This window comes from Micromonospora rifamycinica, from assembly GCF_900090265.1.
GTDB classification, from domain to species: Bacteria; Actinomycetota; Actinomycetes; order Mycobacteriales; family Micromonosporaceae; genus Micromonospora; species Micromonospora rifamycinica.
This window is the reverse complement of the sequence record NZ_LT607752.1, coordinates 4,931,106-4,948,880: the sequence shown is the minus strand read 5'-3', so window position 1 is coordinate 4,948,880 and position 17,775 is coordinate 4,931,106. Positions and strand designations below refer to the sequence as shown.

Annotated in this window: 16 protein-coding genes; 5 read left to right on the top strand and 11 right to left on the bottom strand. The window is 73.0% G+C overall.

All coding sequences use genetic code 11. The annotated features are described in order from the left end of the window. Nucleotides 1–24: 24 nt before the first annotated feature. From GA0070623_RS20580 to GA0070623_RS20565, 4 genes are all read right to left on the bottom strand, one after another. Nucleotides 25–588 (bottom strand): hypothetical protein, encoded by a 564-nt coding sequence (locus GA0070623_RS20580; protein ID WP_067302137.1) that lies wholly within the window; start codon nt 586–588, stop codon nt 25–27. Between the two features lie 214 nt (nt 589–802). Then, entirely contained in the window at nt 803–1,864 is a 1,062-nt protein-coding gene (locus GA0070623_RS20575; protein WP_067302141.1) for a type III polyketide synthase, read from the bottom strand. Nucleotides 1,865–1,922: 58 nt separating this feature from the next. Then, nucleotides 1,923–3,089, bottom strand: coding sequence for an acyl-CoA dehydrogenase family protein (locus tag GA0070623_RS20570; protein ID WP_067302144.1), 1,167 nt, complete (start codon nt 3,087–3,089; stop codon nt 1,923–1,925). 44 nt (nt 3,090–3,133) lie between these two features. After that, nucleotides 3,134–3,892, bottom strand: a complete 759-nt coding sequence (locus tag GA0070623_RS20565; RefSeq protein ID WP_067302147.1) for a methyltransferase domain-containing protein — start codon at nt 3,890–3,892, stop codon at nt 3,134–3,136. A 46-nt stretch (nt 3,893–3,938) separates the two neighbouring features. On the opposite strand from GA0070623_RS20565, the gene GA0070623_RS20560 reads away from it, so the two are divergent. The 4 genes from GA0070623_RS20560 to disA all read left to right on the top strand — a co-directional run bounded on the left by GA0070623_RS20560 (nt 3,939) and on the right by disA (nt 8,569). Beyond that, nucleotides 3,939–4,778: a UbiA family prenyltransferase gene (locus tag GA0070623_RS20560; protein ID WP_084261048.1), complete on the top strand. Its 840-nt coding sequence runs from the start codon at nt 3,939–3,941 to the stop codon at nt 4,776–4,778. Between the two features lie 147 nt (nt 4,779–4,925). Further along, the gene (locus GA0070623_RS20555; protein WP_067302154.1) at nt 4,926–5,699 is read left to right on the top strand and encodes a copper chaperone PCu(A)C; all 774 of its coding nucleotides are present in this window, start codon (nt 4,926–4,928) and stop codon (nt 5,697–5,699) included. 93 nt (nt 5,700–5,792) lie between these two features. Further along, nucleotides 5,793–7,244 (top strand): DNA repair protein RadA, encoded by a 1,452-nt coding sequence (gene radA, locus GA0070623_RS20550; RefSeq protein ID WP_067302157.1) that lies wholly within the window; start codon nt 5,793–5,795, stop codon nt 7,242–7,244. 143 nt (nt 7,245–7,387) lie between these two features. After that, a complete protein-coding gene (disA, locus tag GA0070623_RS20545; RefSeq protein ID WP_067302160.1) occupies nt 7,388–8,569 on the top strand; it encodes a DNA integrity scanning diadenylate cyclase DisA in 1,182 nt (393 codons plus the stop codon). A 33-nt stretch (nt 8,570–8,602) separates the two neighbouring features. Here the strand turns inward: disA and GA0070623_RS20540 are convergent, their stop codons facing one another. The 3 genes from GA0070623_RS20540 to GA0070623_RS20530 all read right to left on the bottom strand — a co-directional run bounded on the left by GA0070623_RS20540 (nt 8,603) and on the right by GA0070623_RS20530 (nt 10,788). Further along, entirely contained in the window at nt 8,603–9,322 is a 720-nt protein-coding gene (locus tag GA0070623_RS20540; protein WP_067302164.1) for a hypothetical protein, read from the bottom strand. 274 nt (nt 9,323–9,596) lie between these two features. Further along, nucleotides 9,597–10,160, bottom strand: a complete 564-nt coding sequence (locus tag GA0070623_RS20535) for a peptide deformylase (protein ID WP_067302167.1) — start codon at nt 10,158–10,160, stop codon at nt 9,597–9,599. Between the two features lie 115 nt (nt 10,161–10,275). After that, nucleotides 10,276–10,788 carry a glycine cleavage system protein R gene (locus GA0070623_RS20530; RefSeq protein ID WP_067302170.1) on the bottom strand — a complete coding sequence of 171 codons (513 nt, stop codon included), beginning with the start codon at nt 10,786–10,788 and terminating at the stop codon, nt 10,276–10,278. Nucleotides 10,789–10,884: 96 nt separating this feature from the next. Between GA0070623_RS20530 and GA0070623_RS20525 the strand changes: the two genes are divergently transcribed. Further along, nucleotides 10,885–11,790, top strand: coding sequence for an HhH-GPD family protein (locus tag GA0070623_RS20525; protein ID WP_067302173.1), 906 nt, complete (start codon nt 10,885–10,887; stop codon nt 11,788–11,790). 170 nt (nt 11,791–11,960) lie between these two features. Here the strand turns inward: GA0070623_RS20525 and GA0070623_RS20520 are convergent, their stop codons facing one another. The 4 genes from GA0070623_RS20520 to GA0070623_RS20505 form a co-directional block, all read right to left on the bottom strand. Next, nucleotides 11,961–14,486, bottom strand: a complete 2,526-nt coding sequence (locus GA0070623_RS20520) for an ATP-dependent Clp protease ATP-binding subunit (protein WP_067302176.1) — start codon at nt 14,484–14,486, stop codon at nt 11,961–11,963. A gap of 410 nt (nt 14,487–14,896) precedes the next feature. Then, a complete protein-coding gene (locus GA0070623_RS20515) occupies nt 14,897–15,241 on the bottom strand; it encodes a histone-like nucleoid-structuring protein Lsr2 (RefSeq protein ID WP_168222573.1) in 345 nt (114 codons plus the stop codon). A gap of 111 nt (nt 15,242–15,352) precedes the next feature. After that, nucleotides 15,353–16,861 (bottom strand): lysine--tRNA ligase, encoded by a 1,509-nt coding sequence (gene lysS / locus GA0070623_RS20510; RefSeq protein ID WP_067302183.1) that lies wholly within the window; start codon nt 16,859–16,861, stop codon nt 15,353–15,355. A 150-nt stretch (nt 16,862–17,011) separates the two neighbouring features. Further along, nucleotides 17,012–17,770 (bottom strand): type III pantothenate kinase, encoded by a 759-nt coding sequence (locus GA0070623_RS20505; protein ID WP_067302186.1) that lies wholly within the window; start codon nt 17,768–17,770, stop codon nt 17,012–17,014. Between the last annotated feature and the right edge of the window lie 5 nt (nt 17,771–17,775).

Here is a 17,775-nt window from a genome sequence, read left to right as displayed (position 1 = left end):
CCGGCCGGCCCGCCACGGCGTCGCTCAGGGCAGCGCGACGACCTGCGCCTCCAGCTCCACCGGCCCCGGCCCCACCGCCGAGAACTCCAACCGGGTACGCCCGTCCGGCCCGGTCAGCTCCCACGCGACCAGCTCACCGTCGCAGTCGGCCTGTCGCCGGTGTGGCGGATCGTCGTGCAGGACCGAGACCAGCAGTGTCCCGTCGCCCGAGCAGCGGTACTGGAGGAGGTGCCGCGCGCCGTCGGCCGCCGACTCCCGGCGGACCGGCACGCCACCGGACCCCAGGGTCATCCGTTCCCGCCACTGGGTGTCGGTGAACGTCGGCAGGCCCACGTCCGGGTCACCGGACCCACCGGCCAGCTCCGTCGACTCCAGCACCCGCCCGGTCCGGAGGTCGACCACCACCACCCGTCGGGTCGCCTCCACACCGGCCGACGGCCTCGGCGTCACCGCCCGTACCGCCCCGGCGGGGGCGGTCGTCGGAGCGGTCGCCGACCACCACCAACCGCCGGTGAGCAGCGCGACCAGGGCCGCGCCGGCCAGTACCGCACCGCGCAGCCGGTCCCCACCGCCCACCTCGACCCCCACCCGGCGAGGGTAACCAGGAGCCGGCGACGACGCGCGGCGCAGCGCCGACCCCGGCCACCCCGACCAGGCACTTCATCCCGACCGGGTGCCTACGCACACAGCCCGCGCAGCCCCGTCGACGGCCTCCAGGGGCCGCGCAGCCTGCCGCACGGCCCCTCCGGAGGCCGACACGACCCACGGAAGCCGCGTGGCGCAGGGCGGCCGGCGTGGCGGATCAGGACCGGCGTTCGAGCAGGGCGGCGTAGAGGGTGAGCCCCGGGCCGAAGGCGAGCAGCACGATCCTGCGGGGCGGCACCGCCGCCCGGAGCAACCGGTCCAGGATCAGCAGCACCGTCGGCGACGAGCAGTTGCCGTGCTGGTCGAGGACCGTCCGGGAGGTCGTCAGCGCGTCGGCGGGCAGCGCCAGCTCCCGCTCCACCACCTGCAGGATGCGCGGTCCGCCCGGATGCACCGCCCAGCCGTCCACCTCGTCGATCGTCGTGCCGTGCCGGGCCAGCAGGTCGGCGGTCAGCCCCCGGACGTGCGTCGAGAGCACCTGCGGCACCTTCGGCGACAGGCCCATCCGGAAACCGGTGTCGGTGACGTCCCAGGTCATGTGGTCGGCGGTCGAGGTGTCGGTGACCGAGGCGACCTCGCGCAGCGCGTACCCCGCCGTGCCGGCCCCCGCCTCCGGGACCACCACGGCGGCCACCGCGGCGTCGGAGAAGAGGGCGTGCGAGATGATCTGCTGGGTGTCCATCCGGGCCGATGCGGGCTGGATGTGCAGGCTGGTCAGTTCGGCGCAGAGCAGCAGCGCCGGCCGGCCCCGCGCCGCCACGAAGTCGCTCGCCGCACCCAACCCCGGCAGGGCGGCGTAACAGCCCATGTGCCCGACGAACATCCGTTGGGTGTCCGGGGCCATGCCCAGGTCCCGGGCGAGCAGGATGTCCAGCCCGGGGGTGGCGTAGCCGGTGCAGGAACAGACCACGAACAGCCCCAGGTCACCCGCCGCGAGCCCGGCTGCGGTCAACGCCCGGCCCACCGCCTCCTTGCCCAGCGGCAACGCCTCCACCTGGTAGCGCCGCATCCGCCGTTCGGTCGGCCAGTCGGAGACGTCCTCCAGCAGCGGGTTGACCGCCGCCTGCCGACGGGACACCCCCGAGTTGGCGAAGATCCGCTCGGCCAGCGCGTGGGTGGTGCCCGAGAAGTGCTTCGCGAAGTGACCCGTCCACAGCTCGTCCTGGCTGGCGCCGGGCGGGTGGGCCGTCCCCAACCCCGCGATCAACGGCACGGCCATCCGTCCCCACCTCTCGTCCACACTGCCCGTCCGGCGGTCGCCCCGACCTCCGTCACCCTCACCAACGAGGGGCCGTTCCGTCCCGGTCCGGGTCGCCCCCGAGCACCGCCACCCCGAGCCAGTCGGCGCACACGTCCGACGTCGCCGGGTGCAGCGAGCCGCAGCGGGCGTCCCGGTAGAGCCGTTCCAGCGGGTGCCCCCGACGCGTCGCCGAGGTGCCGGCCGCCTCCAGCATGGACGCCGCCACCTCTGCCGCCGTACTGCCGGCGAGCAGCTTCGCCCGCCACACCCACCGGTTCGTCTCGGCGTCGCCGGGGGCGTCGTCGACCCGGCGGGCCGCCTCGGCCACCACGAGCTCCGCCGCCGCCACCGCCGCGTCCGCCCGGCCGAGCCGGGCACGCACCGCCGGCAGGCCACCCAGCTCCCGGGCATTGAGGTGCTCGGCGGCGGCGTCCACCGCCGACCGGGCCACCCCCACGTAGACGGCGGCATAGCTGGCCACCAGCCAGTGCGGCATGAGCTGGGCGACCACCAGCGCCAACCCCTCCACCCCGCCGAGCAGCCGGTCCGCCGGCACGGTCACGTCCAGGTGCAGGTCGTGCGAGGAGGTGGCCCGCATGCCCAGGGCGTCCCAGGTCGGTTCCATCGTCACCCCCTCCCCGGCGGGCACCAGGAACTGGGAGACCACCGACGGGTCGGCGGCGCTGCGGGCGGCCACCAGGTAGCCGTCGGCATGACCGGCGCCGGAGCAGAACGTCTTGCTCCCCTTGATCCGAAAGCCGCCGTCGACCGGTTCGTAGACCGTGCTGAGCCGGGACAACCGGGCACCCGCGCCGCGTTCGCTCATCGCCACCGCGTACCAGGCGCCCCCGGCCGCCGCCCGGAGCAGCCGGTCCCGGGCGGCCAGCGCCTCGTCCGGTACGCCCAACGCCTCGGCCAACTCCTCGGTGACCGCCCCGAGCGCGCCGGTGACCGAGGCGTGCATGTTGAACACCAGCGCGGTCGCGCCGTTGCCCCGGGCCAGCTCGGTGGCGACCGCCGCGTACCCGGCGAAGGTGGCTTCCGCGCCACCCAGCCCGGCCGGGACCATCAGCCCGAAGAGTCCCGACGCCCGCAGGTCGGCGAAGTCGTCGACCGGGAACGTGCCGTCCCGGTCGTGTCCGGCCGCCCGCGCGGCGAACCTCGGCGCCAACCGGCGGGCCGCCGCCACCGCGTCCACAGTCATCCGTTCCCCTTCCTGGGACTTCCTGGTACCCCGAAGCTGGCCGGCTACCCGCGCCGGACGCCGCGGCCCTGGTAGAGCACCGCGGTCGACCAGGTCGGCCGGATCCGGGGGGCCCGTCCCCGCCCGCCGGGGCCGGCACCGCCGGTGCCGCGTCGCACCAGCCAGCCCACCGTTGCCGGCAGCGACGGCCGGATGCCCCGCACCCGCAGGTCGACGCCGTGCCGGGCGCACTCGGCGACCAGCTCCCGGTCGTCCACGAACAACCGTGGGTCGTGGATGCCCCGGGGCACGGTGGGCAGCCGCTCGCCCAGCTCCACCGCGACCAGCCGGGCCAGCACGGTGTCGTTCAGGGTGTCCAGCACGAGCAGTCCACCGGGGCGCAGCAGGCGGCACGCCTCGGCGACCGTCGCCCGCCAGTCCGGCACGTGTTCCAGCAGTTCGCCGGCCGCCACCACGTCGGCGCAACCGTCCGCGAGCGGCACCGCCGTGGCGTCACCGGCGAGCACTGTCACCCCGTGCGCCGCCGCCTGCACCAGGGCGGACCGGGTGAGGTCCACCCCGACGTGGCGGTAGCCCCGGCCGGCCAGGTGGGGGGCCATCAGCCCGGCACCGCAGCCCAGGTCGACCAGCACCGCGTCGGGCCGGGCCGCCGGCGGCACCAGGGCGGCGCGGGCGCGGGCCAGCCAGTGCAGCATCGCGAACGCGCCGTCGGGCCGCCACCACTCCCCGGCCAGGTCGTCGTACTGGCGGGGGTCGTTGGGGGGCAGCACCCGGACACCGCTGGAGACCGCACCGTCACGCATGGCACCGAGCGTGGCACGACCGGCCGGTAACGACCAGACTTCCCATATGTCGCGGAGGGTGTTAGGGCTGGTCAGGGCGAGTCATCCGGAGCCCGGCCTGGCGGTGACCACGGTGGCCGGGCTGCTCGCCGTCGGCGTCGGCCACCGTCCGGCCGGGACGGTCGCCGTGGTACTCACCGTGCTGGCCAGCCAGCTGGCCGTCGGGTGGACCAACGACGCGGTGGACGCCGGGCGGGACGCCACGGTGGGCCGGGCCGACAAGCCGGTCGCCGCCGGGGCGGTGAGCCGCCGTACGGTGGCGGTGGCCGCCGGGCTGGCCGCGCTCGCCACCCCGCTGCTGGCGCTGACCACCAACCCGGTCGCCGCGTTCTGGTACACCGTCGGCCTGATCTCGGCGCTGCTCTACGACTGGCCGTTGAAGTCCACCCCGGTCTCGGTGCTGCCGTACGCGGTCTCCTTCGGCACGCTGCCCGCCTTCGTGGTGCTCGCCCTGCCGGGGGCACCCGCACCGCCGGTCTGGCTGGTCGTCGCGGGGGCCTGCCTGGGCGCCGGCGCGCACTTCGCCAACGTGCTGCCCGACCTGGCCGACGACGCCCGCACCGGGGTACGCGGGCTGCCGCACCTGCTCGGTGCCACCGGAAGCCGGCTGGCCGCCGCCGGGCTGCTGCTCGCCGCCACCGTCGCCCTGGTCGTCGGGCCACCCGGGCCGCCGTCGTGGGTCGGCTGGTCGGCCGTCGCGGCCGCCGTCGCGGTGCCGGCCGTCGGCTGGTACGCGGGACGCGGCGCCACCCGGGGCGGGGGCCGCTCGGTGGCCGCCTTCCGGGCCGTGCTGGTGGTGGCCCTGATCGATGTGGTCCTGCTGGTGGCGAGCGGTCGGGTGGTCTGACCGGCACCCGCGCGGGTGGCGGCACCGGGTCCGTGTGCGGCCCTCGATCAGCTCCAACTACCCTGGAGCGCGGTCTGCGCGGGTATGACCACCCCGTGCCCGGGGGATGATCCGCACCGGGTGGGGATCGTGACGAGGAGGACCGACGTGACGCGCTCGATCAGGGGTTCCCGGCGGGCCGCCCTGCTGCTGCCCGGCCTGGCGGCGACCGCCCTGCTGGCGACGGGCTGCGGGGCGGGCCAGGTGTCCGAGACCGCCAACAAGCAGCCGTCGGTCCAGGGCGTCAACGTCCAGACGCCGGACAACGCGTACAAGGTGCGCGGCCTCTACGTCGAGTACCCCGGCGAGGACGGCTTCGCCGCCGGTGGGAACGCCGCGATCAACACGGTGATCTACAACGACACGCGGGATCCGGTCACCGTCACCGTCACCACCGACAGCGCCCGGCAGATCGTGCTCACCGGCACGGCCGGCGCGTCGGCCTCCGCCTCCCCGTCGGAGGGTGCCTCCCCGTCGGGCAGCGCCTCCCCGTCCGAGGGCGCTTCGCCGTCCGGCAGCGCCTCCCCGTCCGAGGGTGCCTCCCCGTCGGGCAGCGCTTCGCCGTCGGAGGGCGCTTCGCCGTCGGAGGGTGGCGGTCCGTCCGCACCGGCCGGTGAGCCGGCCCGGATCGAGATCCCGGCGCTCGGTTACGTCCTGCTCAACGTGCAGAGCGGGCGACACCTCCAGCTCGTCGGGTTGAACGAGGAGCTGCGCAGCGGCCAGCAGGTCGACCTGACCTTCGACTTCGGTGGCGGTCGTACCGTCAGCACCCCGGTCCCGGTCGGCGTGCCGCTGAGCCCGGGCGCCCCGGCCTCGCCGATCGTGCACCGCGAGGGCGGCGAGGAGAGCGGCCAGGAGGGCACCTCCGGCCACGGCGGCTGAACCAGCGGCAATCCTGTGTACCGACGACACCGTCGGCGTGGTGACCACCACGCCGACGGTGTTTTCGTCACCGGTGGGGGTTAGCGTCCTGGGGTGACCACCTCCCGATCCACGCCCGCCCGCGGCGCGTCCGGCGTGTCCCGGGGCCGGGCCGCCCGTGAGCCCCGTCCCGCCTACGAGTGCGACGCCTGCGGCCACCAACCGCCCAAGTGGGTGGGGCGCTGCCCGGAGTGCGGCGAGTGGGGTTCCGTGGTCGAGTCCACGGTCACCGGGCCGGTCGTCTCCGGCCGGGTGGTCAGCTCCCGGATGCCGGCCGAGCCGGCCCGGCCGATCGCCACCATCAGCGCCGCGCCGGCCCGGGCCCGTCCCACCGGGGTCAGCGAACTCGACCGGGTCCTCGGCGGCGGGCTGGTGCCCGGCGCGGTGGTCCTGCTGGCCGGCGAGCCGGGCGTGGGCAAGTCCACCCTGCTGCTCGACGTCGCACAGCAGTGGGCGGCCACCGCCGGCAGCCCGTCGCTGGTGGTCAGCGGCGAGGAGTCGGTCAGCCAGGTCCGGCTGCGTGCCGAGCGGATGGGCGCCCTGCACGAGCAGCTCTGGCTGGCCGCCGAGAGCGACCTGAGCGCCGTGCTGGGCCACCTCGACGCGGTCAAGCCGGGCCTGCTGGTCCTCGACTCGGTGCAGACCATCTCCACCACCGGCACCGAGGGGGTGCAGGGCGGGGTGACCCAGGTCCGGGCCGTCACCGCCGCCCTGGTCGCGGTCGCCAAGGAGCGCGGCATCGCCACCGTGCTGGTCGGCCACGTCACCAAGGACGGTCAGGTGGCCGGTCCCCGGGTGTTGGAGCACCTGGTCGACGTGGTGCTGCACTTCGAGGGCGACAAGCACTCCTCGCTACGGATGGTGCGGGGGGTCAAGAACCGGTTCGGCGCGGCCGACGAGGTGGGCTGCTTCGAGATGCACGAGGGGGGCATCAGCAGCCTGGCCGACCCGTCCGGGCTCTTCCTCACCCGCTACTCCGAGCCGGTGCCGGGCACCTGTGTCACCGTCGCGATGGAGGGGCGGCGGGCGTTGCTGACCGAGGTGCAGGCGCTGATCGGGGCGACGGTGGCCGGCTCGCCGAGGCGTACCGTGTCCGGGCTCGACAGTGCCCGGCTGGCCATGGTGCTGGCGGTGCTCCAGCGCCGCACGGAACGGCTCACCCTCCACGACCGGGAGGTCTTCGCGGCCACCGTCGGCGGGATCCGGGTGGTCGAGCCGGCCGCCGACCTCGCGGTCGCCCTGGCGGTCGCCTCCGGCGGGCTCAACCTGGCCATCGCGCCGCACCTGGTGGCGATCGGCGAGGTCGGGCTGACCGGTGAGGTACGCCGGGTCGGCGCGGTCCCCCGCCGGCTGGCCGAAGCGGCCCGGCTCGGCTTCCGGGTGGCCCTGGTGCCACCCGGTTGCGGCCCCGACAGCACCGGTGCCGGCCCGGACCGGATGCAGGTGACCGAGGTCACGGACGTGCGATCCGCGCTCCAGGCGGTCGCCCGGGCCTCTGCGGAGTGAATCCGGGTGGCGAAGCGCACGGACCGATCGGGCCATACCGAGCAAAGTCCGTCACGGCCTGGCGGGTGGGAAGAATCCGACGCCGCGACACATCACAGTAACCACGGGAGCACCCACCGCAGGGCAGTCCGTAGACTGTGCACGTGCCGACCGACCGCGACGCCGCCAAGCCTGCCGGCGCGACGCCCCACACCCGCGCCGCAGCCGTGGGTTCGCCCGCCCGTCCGATCAGCGTGAGCGTGACCGGAGCGACCGGCAGCGCCGGTGATCCGCTGCGGGCCAATCTCGCCCTGATGGCACCGGGCACCGCGCTGCGTGACGGGCTCGAACGCATCCTGCGCGGCCGTACGGGTGCGCTGATCGTCCTCGGCTACGACAAGGTCGTGGACGGGATCTGCACCGGCGGCTTCCCGATGGACGTCGAGTTCTCCGCCACCCGGGTCCGGGAGCTGTGCAAGATGGACGGCGCGGTGGTGCTCTCCAGCGACGGCACCCGGATCGTCCAGGCCGGCGTGCACCTGATGCCCGACCCGTCCATCCCCACCGAGGAGTCCGGCACCCGGCACCGCACCGCCGAGCGGGTGGCCCGGCAGACCGGCTATCCGGTCATCTCGGTCAGCCAGTCGATGCGGATCATCAGCCTCTACGTCAACGGGCAGCGACACGTGCTGGACGACTCGGCGGCGATCCTCTCCCGGGCCAACCAGGCCCTGGCCACGCTGGAGCGCTACAAGCTCCGCCTCGACGAGGTCTCCGGCACCCTCTCCGCGCTGGAGATCGAGGATCTGGTCACCGTCCGGGACGCGGTCGCCGTGGTGCAGCGGCTGGAGATGGTCCGCCGGATCGCCGACGAGATCGCCGGGTACGTGGTCGAGCTGGGCACCGACGGCCGGCTGCTCGCCCTCCAGCTCGACGAGTTGATGGCCGGCGTCGACGCCGACCGTACCCTGGTCATCCGGGACTACCTGCCCACCGGCCGCAAGTCGCGCACCCTCGACGAGGCCCTGGTCGAGCTGGACCTGCTCGGCGCGACCGAGCTGATCGACCTGGTCGCGGTCGCCAAGGCGATCGGCTACCCGGCCGCCTCCGACGCGCTCGACGCGGCGGTCAGCCCGCGCGGGTTCCGGCTGCTGGCCAAGGTGCCCCGGCTGCCGGCGGCGATCGTCGACCGGCTGGTGCTGCACTTCGGCAGCCTCCAGCGGCTGCTCGGCGCCACCGTGGAGGACCTCCAGGCCGTCGAGGGGGTCGGTGACGCGCGGGCCCGGGGCGTCCGGGAAGGGCTCTCCCGGCTGGCCGAGGCATCCATCCTGGAACGCTACGTCTGACCGGCGACGGGTCGTCGACCCGACCGGGGCGGGTCAGCCGACGACGACCAACTTGACCGGCTCACTCAGCTTGGTGCCCACCCGGGCGAAGACCTGGTAGTTGCCGGCCGGCGGCAGTGGACCCGAGGCCACCCCCTGGCTGCACCGGCTGGCGTCCATGCCGTTCCAGGTGAGTTGGTAGGAGCGTTCGAAACCAGGGGTGAAGGACTGCACGTCGGAGCCCTTGCCGGTGCCGCAGGTGTCCGACGACCAGACCTTCTCCGCGCCGGACTTGATGAACAACTCCTGCACGTCGGCGCCGACGTCCCGGCTGCAGGTCCGCCCGGACTTGTTCCGGACCTTGAGGCTGAGGTCCACCGGGGCACCCCGCCGGACCTCGGACGGGAGCGCCACCGGGGTCACCGCGATCTCGCTGTCGGTGCAGGTGCCGTCGTCCACCCCGGCCGGGTTGACCGGCGGTGCGGGCGGATCGGCCGGCGGCGTGGTGCTCGTACCCGACTCGGTGCCCGGCCCGGCCGACGAGTCCGGCGCGTCGGACGGCCCCGGCGGCGACGCGGACCCGGAGGCCGTCGGCGACGGACCACCCGCCGCGGGAGCCGACGACGAGGCACCGGCATCCGGTGTGGTGCTGGTGTCCGCCGACCTGGTGCACGAGTAGAGCAGGACAATCAAGAACAGAAGCCCCGCTCCGAGTACGACGGCACGACGCCGCCAGTACACGGCGGATGGCAGGGGACCGACCGTCAGACGCATGATGCCCCCACCGTAGCGGCGCGACGCACGAGGACCGACCACGACTCGCCGGACGTCCACCGCCGGGCCGCAAACAACACTCCACACACGACGGTCGAGCGGAGCACGCCCCGGTCCGGCCGCCACCGTCCACCGCGACCCCGACCCGGCACAGCCGGCGCACCGCGACGCGGAACCGGCACAGCCGGCGCACCGCGTCCCCGCCGGTCGTCGTCCGTCCCGCCCGCACCGGGCCGTCCCCGCACCGCGGGTGTCACCGTCGCGGGCCGGTGGATCACAGGTAGACCTTGCGCTGGTAGACCGCGTGCGCGCCGGCCACCCGGTCGAGGAAGAGCAGCCCGGCGCAGTGGTCGATCTCGTGTTGCAGGGCGCGGGCCTCGAAGCCGTCGGTGACCAGCCGGACCGGCGCACCGCTACCGGGCAACGCCCCCTCGACCACCAGCCGGCTGGCCCGCTTCACGTCGCCGGTCAGGTCGGGCACCGACATGCAGCCCTCCCGGCCCGGCTTCCACCGGCTCGCCTCCACCACCCGGGCGTTGCAGAGCACGAACGTGCCGTGCACCGTCACCGCCTTCGGATGGCCGGTCACGTCCACCGCGAACACCTGCGCGCCCACCCCCACCTGCGGCGCCGCCAGACCCACGCACCCGGGCGAGACCCGCATGGTGGCCACCAGGTCGGCCGCGAGCCGGACGGTCTCCGCGGCCGTCGGGTCCACCTCCGGCCCCGGCCGACTCAGCACCTGCTCGGGGGCACAGACCACCCGGCGCACCTCCCCCGGCACGCCCAGCGCCGCCGGGGTCCAGCCGCCGAGCCCCACGGGCGGCGCCCCACTCACGGATTCCCCCTGGTGGGCGACTGCGGGGCTCGCAAACCCGGCTCACTCCTCGCGCTCCACGGATTCCCCCCGGTGAGCGACTGCGGGGCTCGCAAACCCGCTTCGCTCCTCGCGTTCACAGCAGCTCCGGGTCGGCGGGGCGCAGGGACACCCCGACGCCCAGGTCGGTGGCGACCTCGGAGAGCCGGCCGGTCAACCCGGCGGCGCTGCCGGGAGGCAGGTCCACCTCGGCCACCACCACGTAGAGCGGGCCGGCCAGCCGGGTGCTCAGGTCCGTCACGTTGCCGCCGGCCTCGGCGATCACCCGGGTCATCGCCGCCACGATGCCCATCCGGTCCGCGCCGTGCACCGCCAGCACGTACGGCTCACCCGTCGGGGCCGCAGCGCCGTCCGGAGTGACCGCGCGTACGGTGGCCAGCAGTTGACCGTCGGCGGCCAGCGGTGTCAGGGCGGCCTCGACCTCGGCGGCGGCCGGACCCACACAGATCAACGTCATGGCGAAGTGACCGCGTAGCCGGGTCATGGTGGAGTCGGTGAGGTTCGCGCCGAGCCCGGCGAGCACCTCGGCGACGTCGGCCACGATGCCGGGCCGGTCCCGACCGATGACGGTGATCGCGAGCTCGCTCATCCGGGCATTCTGCCCGATCCACCCGACGGCCCGGCGACGCCCCGCCCGGCCCGCCCATCCAGCGGGAAGTCGTCGCGTGACATCATCGTCGACGCGATGACTGAACAGACCTTCACCACCCTGGTCAGCCGGTGGTACGTGCAGAACGCCCGTGACCTGCCCTGGCGGGTGCCGGGGATCGGGGCCTGGCCGATCCTGGTCAGCGAGGTCATGCTCCAGCAGACGCCGGTGGTGCGGGTCCTGCCCGCCTGGCACGCCTGGCTCGCCCGCTGGCCCGATCCCGCCGCCCTCGCCGCCGACACCCAGGCCGAGGCGATCAGGATGTGGGGCCGGCTCGGCTACCCCCGCCGGGCGGTACGGCTGCGCGACTGCGCGGTGGCGATCGTGGAACGGCACGGCGGGCGGGTGCCCGACCAGTTGGAGCAGTTGCTGGCGCTGCCCGGGGTCGGGACGTACACGGCGCGGGCGGTCGCCGCGTTCGCGTTCGGTCAGCGGCACCCGGTGGTCGACACGAACGTCCGGCGGGTCGTCTCCCGGGCCGTCGCCGGGGAACCGGACGCCGGGCCGGCCACCACCCCGGCCGACCTGGTCGCCTGTGCGGAGCTGCTGCCGACCGAGCCGAGTGCCGCCGCGCTGGCCAGCGCCGCCTTCATGGAACTCGGCGCGATCGTCTGCACCGCCCGCTCCCCGCGCTGCCCGGTCTGCCCGGTCGAGTCGGTCTGTGCCTGGCGGGCCTCCGGTCAGGTGGCGCCGAGCGGCCCGACCCGCAAGACCCAGCGGTACGCCGGCACCGACCGTCAGGTGCGGGGGCTGCTGCTGGAGGTCCTCCGGGACACCACCGGCCCGGTGCCGCACCAGCGGCTCGACCAGGTATGGCACGACGACGTGCAGCGGGCCCGGGCGCTGGCCGGGCTGGTGAAGGACGGCCTGGTCGAACCGGTCGGCGAGGAGAACTTCCGGCTCGTCGGCGACGGCCCCGCCGTTCAGCCGCTCCCCGGCTGACCCGCAGGCACCGGCGGCGGGTGCCGTTGACGGCGATCGGGCGTGCCCGCCGGACCACCGGTGCGACCGACCACCGGCTCGGCACGGTCCGCACGGCACACGGCATAAACGAACGGGCGACGGCCCGGTGGCTCGCGCCACCGGGCCGTCGCCCTGGTGCTCTGTCCTGCCTACTCGCCTGCGGCGGCGGTGCCACCGAGGTCGGCCGGAACGGCGTCCGGCACCGCGGCCGGACGGTCGGAGCCGTGGAAGACCAGCTTCGACTTGTCGATGTCCTCCGGGTCTCCCTCGCAGTCCACCACCACGATCTGACCCGGGGTCAGGTCGTTGAACAGGATCCGCTCGGAGAGGTTGTCCTCGATGTCGCGCTGGATCGTCCGACGCAGCGGACGGGCGCCCAGCACCGGGTCGAAGCCCTTCTTGGACAGGTACTTCTTGGCGTTTTCGGTCAGCTCCAGGCCCATGTCCTTGTTGCGGAGCTGGCCCTCGATCCGCTGGATCATGATGTCCACGATCGAGAGGATCTCGTTCTGGCGCAGCTGGTGGAAGACGATGGTGTCGTCGATCCGGTTCAGGAACTCGGGCCGGAAGTGCTGCTTCAGCTCGTCGTTGACCTTCTGCTTCATCCGGTCGTAGGTGGACTCGGAGTCCTCCGACTGCTGGAAGCCCAGCGACACCGCCTTGGCCACGTCCCGGGTGCCCAGGTTGGTGGTCAGAATGATGACCGTGTTCTTGAAGTCCACGATCCGGCCCTGACCGTCGGTCAACCGACCGTCCTCCAGGATCTGGAGCAGGGTGTTGAACACGTCCGGGTGGGCCTTCTCGATCTCGTCGAAGAGCACCACCGAGAACGGCCGACGGCGGACCTTCTCGGTCAGCTGCCCGCCCTCGTCGTAACCGACGTAGCCGGGAGGGGCACCGACCAGGCGGGACACCGTGTACCGGTCGTGGAACTCGGACATGTCCAGCTGGATCAGCGCGTCCTCGCTGCCGAACAGGAACTCGGCGAGCGCCTTGGACAGCTCGGTCTTACCGACACCGGACGGGCCGGCGAAGATGAACGAGCCGGACGGCCGCTTCGGGTCCTTCAGGCCGGCCCGGGTACGCCGGATCGCCTTCGAGACCGCCTTGACCGCGTCCTCCTGGCCGATGACGCGCTTGTGCAGCTCGTCTTCCATCCGCAGCAGCCGGGAGGTCTCCTCCTCGGTCAGCTTGTAGACCGGGATGCCGGTCCAGTTGCCGAGCACCTCGGCGATCTGCTCGTCGTCGACCTCGCTGACGACGTCCAGGTCACCGGCCTTCCACTCCTTCTCCCGCTGCGCCTTCTGCCCCAGGAGCTGCTTCTCCTTGTCGCGCAGCTGGGCGGCCCGCTCGAAGTCCTGCGCGTCGATCGCGGACTCCTTGTCCCGGCGCACCTGGGCGATCCGCTCGTCGAAGTCGCGCAGGTCCGGCGGCGCGGTCATCCGGCGGATCCGCATCCGGGCACCGGCCTCGTCGATCAGGTCGATCGCCTTGTCCGGCAGGAAGCGGTCGGAGATGTACCGGTCGGCCAGCGTCGCGGCGGCCACCAGGGCCGCATCCGTGATCGAGACCCGGTGGTGCGCCTCGTAGCGGTCCCGCAGGCCCTTCAGGATCTCGATGGTGTGCGCCAGCGACGGCTCACCCACCTGGATCGGCTGGAAACGGCGCTCGAGCGCGGCGTCCTTCTCCAGGTGCTTGCGGTACTCGTCGAGGGTGGTCGCGCCGATGGTCTGCAGCTCGCCCCGGGCCAGCATCGGCTTGAGGATGCTCGCCGCGTCGATCGCGCCCTCGGCGGCGCCCGCGCCGACCAGGGTGTGGATCTCGTCGATGAACAGGATGATGTCGCCTCGGGTGCGGATCTCCTTGAGCACCTTCTTGAGGCGCTCCTCGAAGTCACCGCGGTACCGGGAGCCGGCGACCAGGGCACCGAGGTCGAGGGTGTAGAGCTGCTTGTCCTTCAGCGTCTCGGGCACCTCGCCCTTGATGATCTTCTGGGACAGGCCCTCCACCACGGCGGTCTTGCCGACCCCGGGCTCGCCGATCAGGACCGGGTTGTTCTTGGTGCGGCGGGACAGCACCTGCATGACCCGCTCGATCTCCTTCTCCCGCCCGATCACCGGGTCGAGCTTGCCCTCGCGGGCAGCCTGGGTCAGGTTACGACCGAACTGGTCCAGCACGAGGCTGGTCGACGGGGCGGCCTCACCCGGCGCGGTGCCGGCGGCGGCCGGCTCCTTGCCCTGGTAGCCGGAGAGGAGCTGGATCACCTGCTGGCGGACCCGGTTGAGGTCGGCGCCCAGCTTCACCAGCACCTGGGCGGCGACGCCCTCGCCCTCGCGGATCAGCCCGAGCAGGATGTGCTCGGTGCCGATGTAGTTGTGGCCGAGCTGCAGCGCCTCGCGCAGGGACAGCTCCAGCACCTTCTTGGCCCGGGGCGTGAACGGGATGTGCCCGCTCGGCGCCTGCTGGCCCTGGCCGATGATCTCTTCGACCTGCTGGCGGACGCCCTCCAGGGAGATGCCGAGGCTCTCCAGGGCCTTGGCCGCGACGCCCTCACCCTCGTGGATCAGGCCCAGCAGGATGTGCTCCGTACCGATGTAGTTGTGGTTGAGCATCCGGGCCTCTTCTTGGGCCAGGACGACAACCCGTCGCGCTCGGTCGGTGAACCGCTCGAACATGCCCTCGTGCTCCTCACGTGCCGTGCGCCTCGACTGCGAGATCTTGGCGGGGCCGGTGCGCGGACGTCCGGGACGGGCGTCCGTGCCTCCTTACTCTATCGCCGCTGACCGACTCCGCTGAGGTCGTGTCTCCTCGTACCGGGCCGTTCCGACGTCGTTTTGACCAACCATCCGCGCTCAGGAGGTGTTCCGGCACCCCAGCCTGTACGCGCAGAGCGAAATTCACCCGGGGCGCAGACCGCCCTCCGGTGCCCCCGTGGGTCGTCCACAGGCTGTGGACGAGCTCTCCACCGGCTGTGGACAACGCCCCCGGCCCCGGAGACCTTCCCGCCCGGAGATCTTCCCGCCCGGAGACGGCGACGCCGGCCCGGAGGGATGCTCCGGCCCGGCGTCGGTTCGCCGCCGACGGCTCAGCGGGTCGCGTGGTACTCGTCGACGATCTCCTGCGGGATGCGACCCCGGTCGGAGATGTCCTTGCCGTTCTTCTTGGCCCAGGACCGGATCGCCTTGTTCTGCTCGCGGTCGGCGGTCGCCCCGCCCCGGCCCCGGGCGGCCCGGCCGCCCACGACCACGCCGCCCCGACCGACCCGGGTGCCGGCGGCCACGTAGGGCGCGAAAACATCCCGCAATTTGTCGGCGTTGGAGTTCGACAGGTCGATCTCGTACTGAACGCCGTCGAGCGCGAACTTGACGGTCTCGTCCGCGTCCCCGCCGTCCAGGTCATCGACCAGCTTGTGAATGATCTGCTTGGCCACGTCCCACATTCCTTTCGAGCAGGGTGCTCCTGCAATAGGAGCACGATAACCCGCCCGATGCTTGCCACGTCAATAGGATGCCGTAACGACCCGGCAAAGGTCCCCCGACGGCTACTCGGCGCGGACCAAGGGGAAGAGGATGGTTTCCCGAATTCCCAGGCCGGTCAGCGCCATCAGGAGCCGGTCGATTCCCATTCCCATACCCCCGGCCGGCGGCATTCCGTACTCCATCGCCCGGAGAAAGTCCTCGTCCAGCCGCATGGCCTCGTCGTCCCCCCGGGCGGCGAGCTGCGCCTGGGCCACCAGCCGCTCGCGCTGCACCACCGGGTCCACCAGCTCGGAGTACGCGGTACCCAGCTCGAAACCGAGCACGTAGAGGTCCCACTTCTCGGCCAGCCCCGGCTCGCTGCGGTGGGCCCGGGTCAGCGGGCTGGTCTCCTCCGGGTAGTCCCGCACGAAGGTCGGCGCCTGGAGGCTCGGCACCACCAGTTCCTCGAACAGCTCCTCGGCCAGCTTGCCCGGACCCCACTTCGGGTCGACCGCGAGCCCCACCTTGTCGGCGTACTCCACCAGGCGGGTCCGGTCGGTGCGGACGCTGACCTCCTCGCCGAGCGCCTCGGAAAGCACCCCGAAGAGGGTGACCGAGCGCCACTCGCCGCCCAGGTCGAACTCCCGGCCGTCGGCGTGGGTCACCGTGGTCGAGCCGCTGACCGCCACCGCCGCCTGCTGTACCAGATTGCGGGTCAGCTCGGCCATCGTGTCGTAGTCGCCGTAGGCCTGGTAGGTCTCCAGCATCGCGAACTCCGGCGAGTGCGACGAGTCGACTCCCTCATTGCGGAAGTTGCGGTTGATCTCGAACACCCGGTCGACCCCGCCGACCACAGCGCGCTTGAGAAACAGTTCAGGCGCGATTCGAAGATACAGATCCGTACCCAGCGCATTGCTGTGGGTCACGAATGGGCGGGCCGCCGCGCCGCCGTGCAGCAACTGGAGCATCGGCGTCTCGACCTCGATGAATCCCTGGCCGTGCAACGAATCACGCAGGCTGCGTACCGCCGCGGCCCGGGTCCGGACCATCTGCCGGGCCTGCGGGCGGACGATCAGGTCCACGTAACGCTGCCGGACCCTCGCCTCCTCACTCAGCGGCTTGTGCGCCACCGGCAACGGCCGCAACGCCTTGGCGGTCACCGCCCACTCGTCGGCGAGCACCGACAGCTCGCCCCGCCGGCTGGTGATCACCTCGCCGGTGACACCCACGTGGTCGCCCAGGTCGACCAGGCGCTTCCAGTCGTCGAGCCGCTGCACTCCCACCCGGTCCAGGGAGAGCATCGCCTGCAACTCCGTGCCGTCGCCGTCGCGCAGGGTCGCGAAGCAGAGCTTGCCGGTGTTCCGTACGAAGATCACCCGCCCGGTGACCGCGACCCGGTCCCCCGTCGCGGTGTCGGTGGGCAGGTCGGCGTACCGCTCGCGGACCTCGACCAGGGTGGTGGTCCGGAGGAACCCGACAGGGTAGGGCTCGACGCCCTCGGCGAGCATCCGGTCCCGCTTCTCCCGGCGGACCTTCATCTGCTCGGGAAGGTCGTCGGCGGGGTCCACTGGCACGGCGCTCTGCTCGGTCACGGCACGCTTCCTCGGCTAAGGGAGTTTCGGCGGGGTCAGCCCATGAGCGTACTCACGCACCCGGCCGGCCGTTACGGGATAACCCGCCCACCGTGGTCCAGCCCACCCCGGCCCGGGGCCGACCGGCAGCCGGGCGGCCCGGACGGCCGCTCAGGTGTTGCGCTCGTAGACCATCCGCAGGCCGATCAGGGTGATCATCGGCTCGTGGTGGGTGATGGTCCGGCACTCACCGATCACCACCGAGGCCAGCCCACCGGTGGCGATCACCGCCCGGACCTCGCCCAGCTCCTCGGTCATCCGCTCGACGATCCGGTCGACCTGCCCGGCGAAGCCGAAATAGAGGCCCGACTGGAGGCACTCCACGGTGTTCTTGCCGATCACCGAGCGCGGCTTGTTCGCCTCCACCTTGCGCAACTGGGCGGCGCGGGCCGCCAGCGCGTCGAAGGAGATCTCGATGCCCGGCGCGAACGCCCCGCCGAGGAACTCGCCCCGACCGCTGATCACGTCGAAGTTGGTGGTGGTGCCGAAGTCCACCACGATCGACGGCCCGCCGTAGAGGGTGTACGCGGCCAGCGTGTTGACCACCCGGTCCGCGCCCACCTCCTTCGGGTTGTCGATCGCCAGCTGCACGCCGGTACGGACCCCCGGCTCGACCACCACGCTCGGCAGATCGGCGTAGTAGCGGGCCAGCATGGTCCGCAGCGAGCGCAGCGCCGCCGGCACCGTCGAGCAGGCGGCCACCCCGGTGATCTCCACCGCGTCGCCGGCCAGCAGCCCCCGGAACATCAGACCCAGCTCGTCCGCCGTCGAACGGGCATCGGTCTTGATCCGCCACGAGTGCACCAGCTTGTCGCCGTCGAAGGTCGCCAGCACGGTGTTGGTGTTTCCGATGTCGATGCAGAGCAGCACGCTCG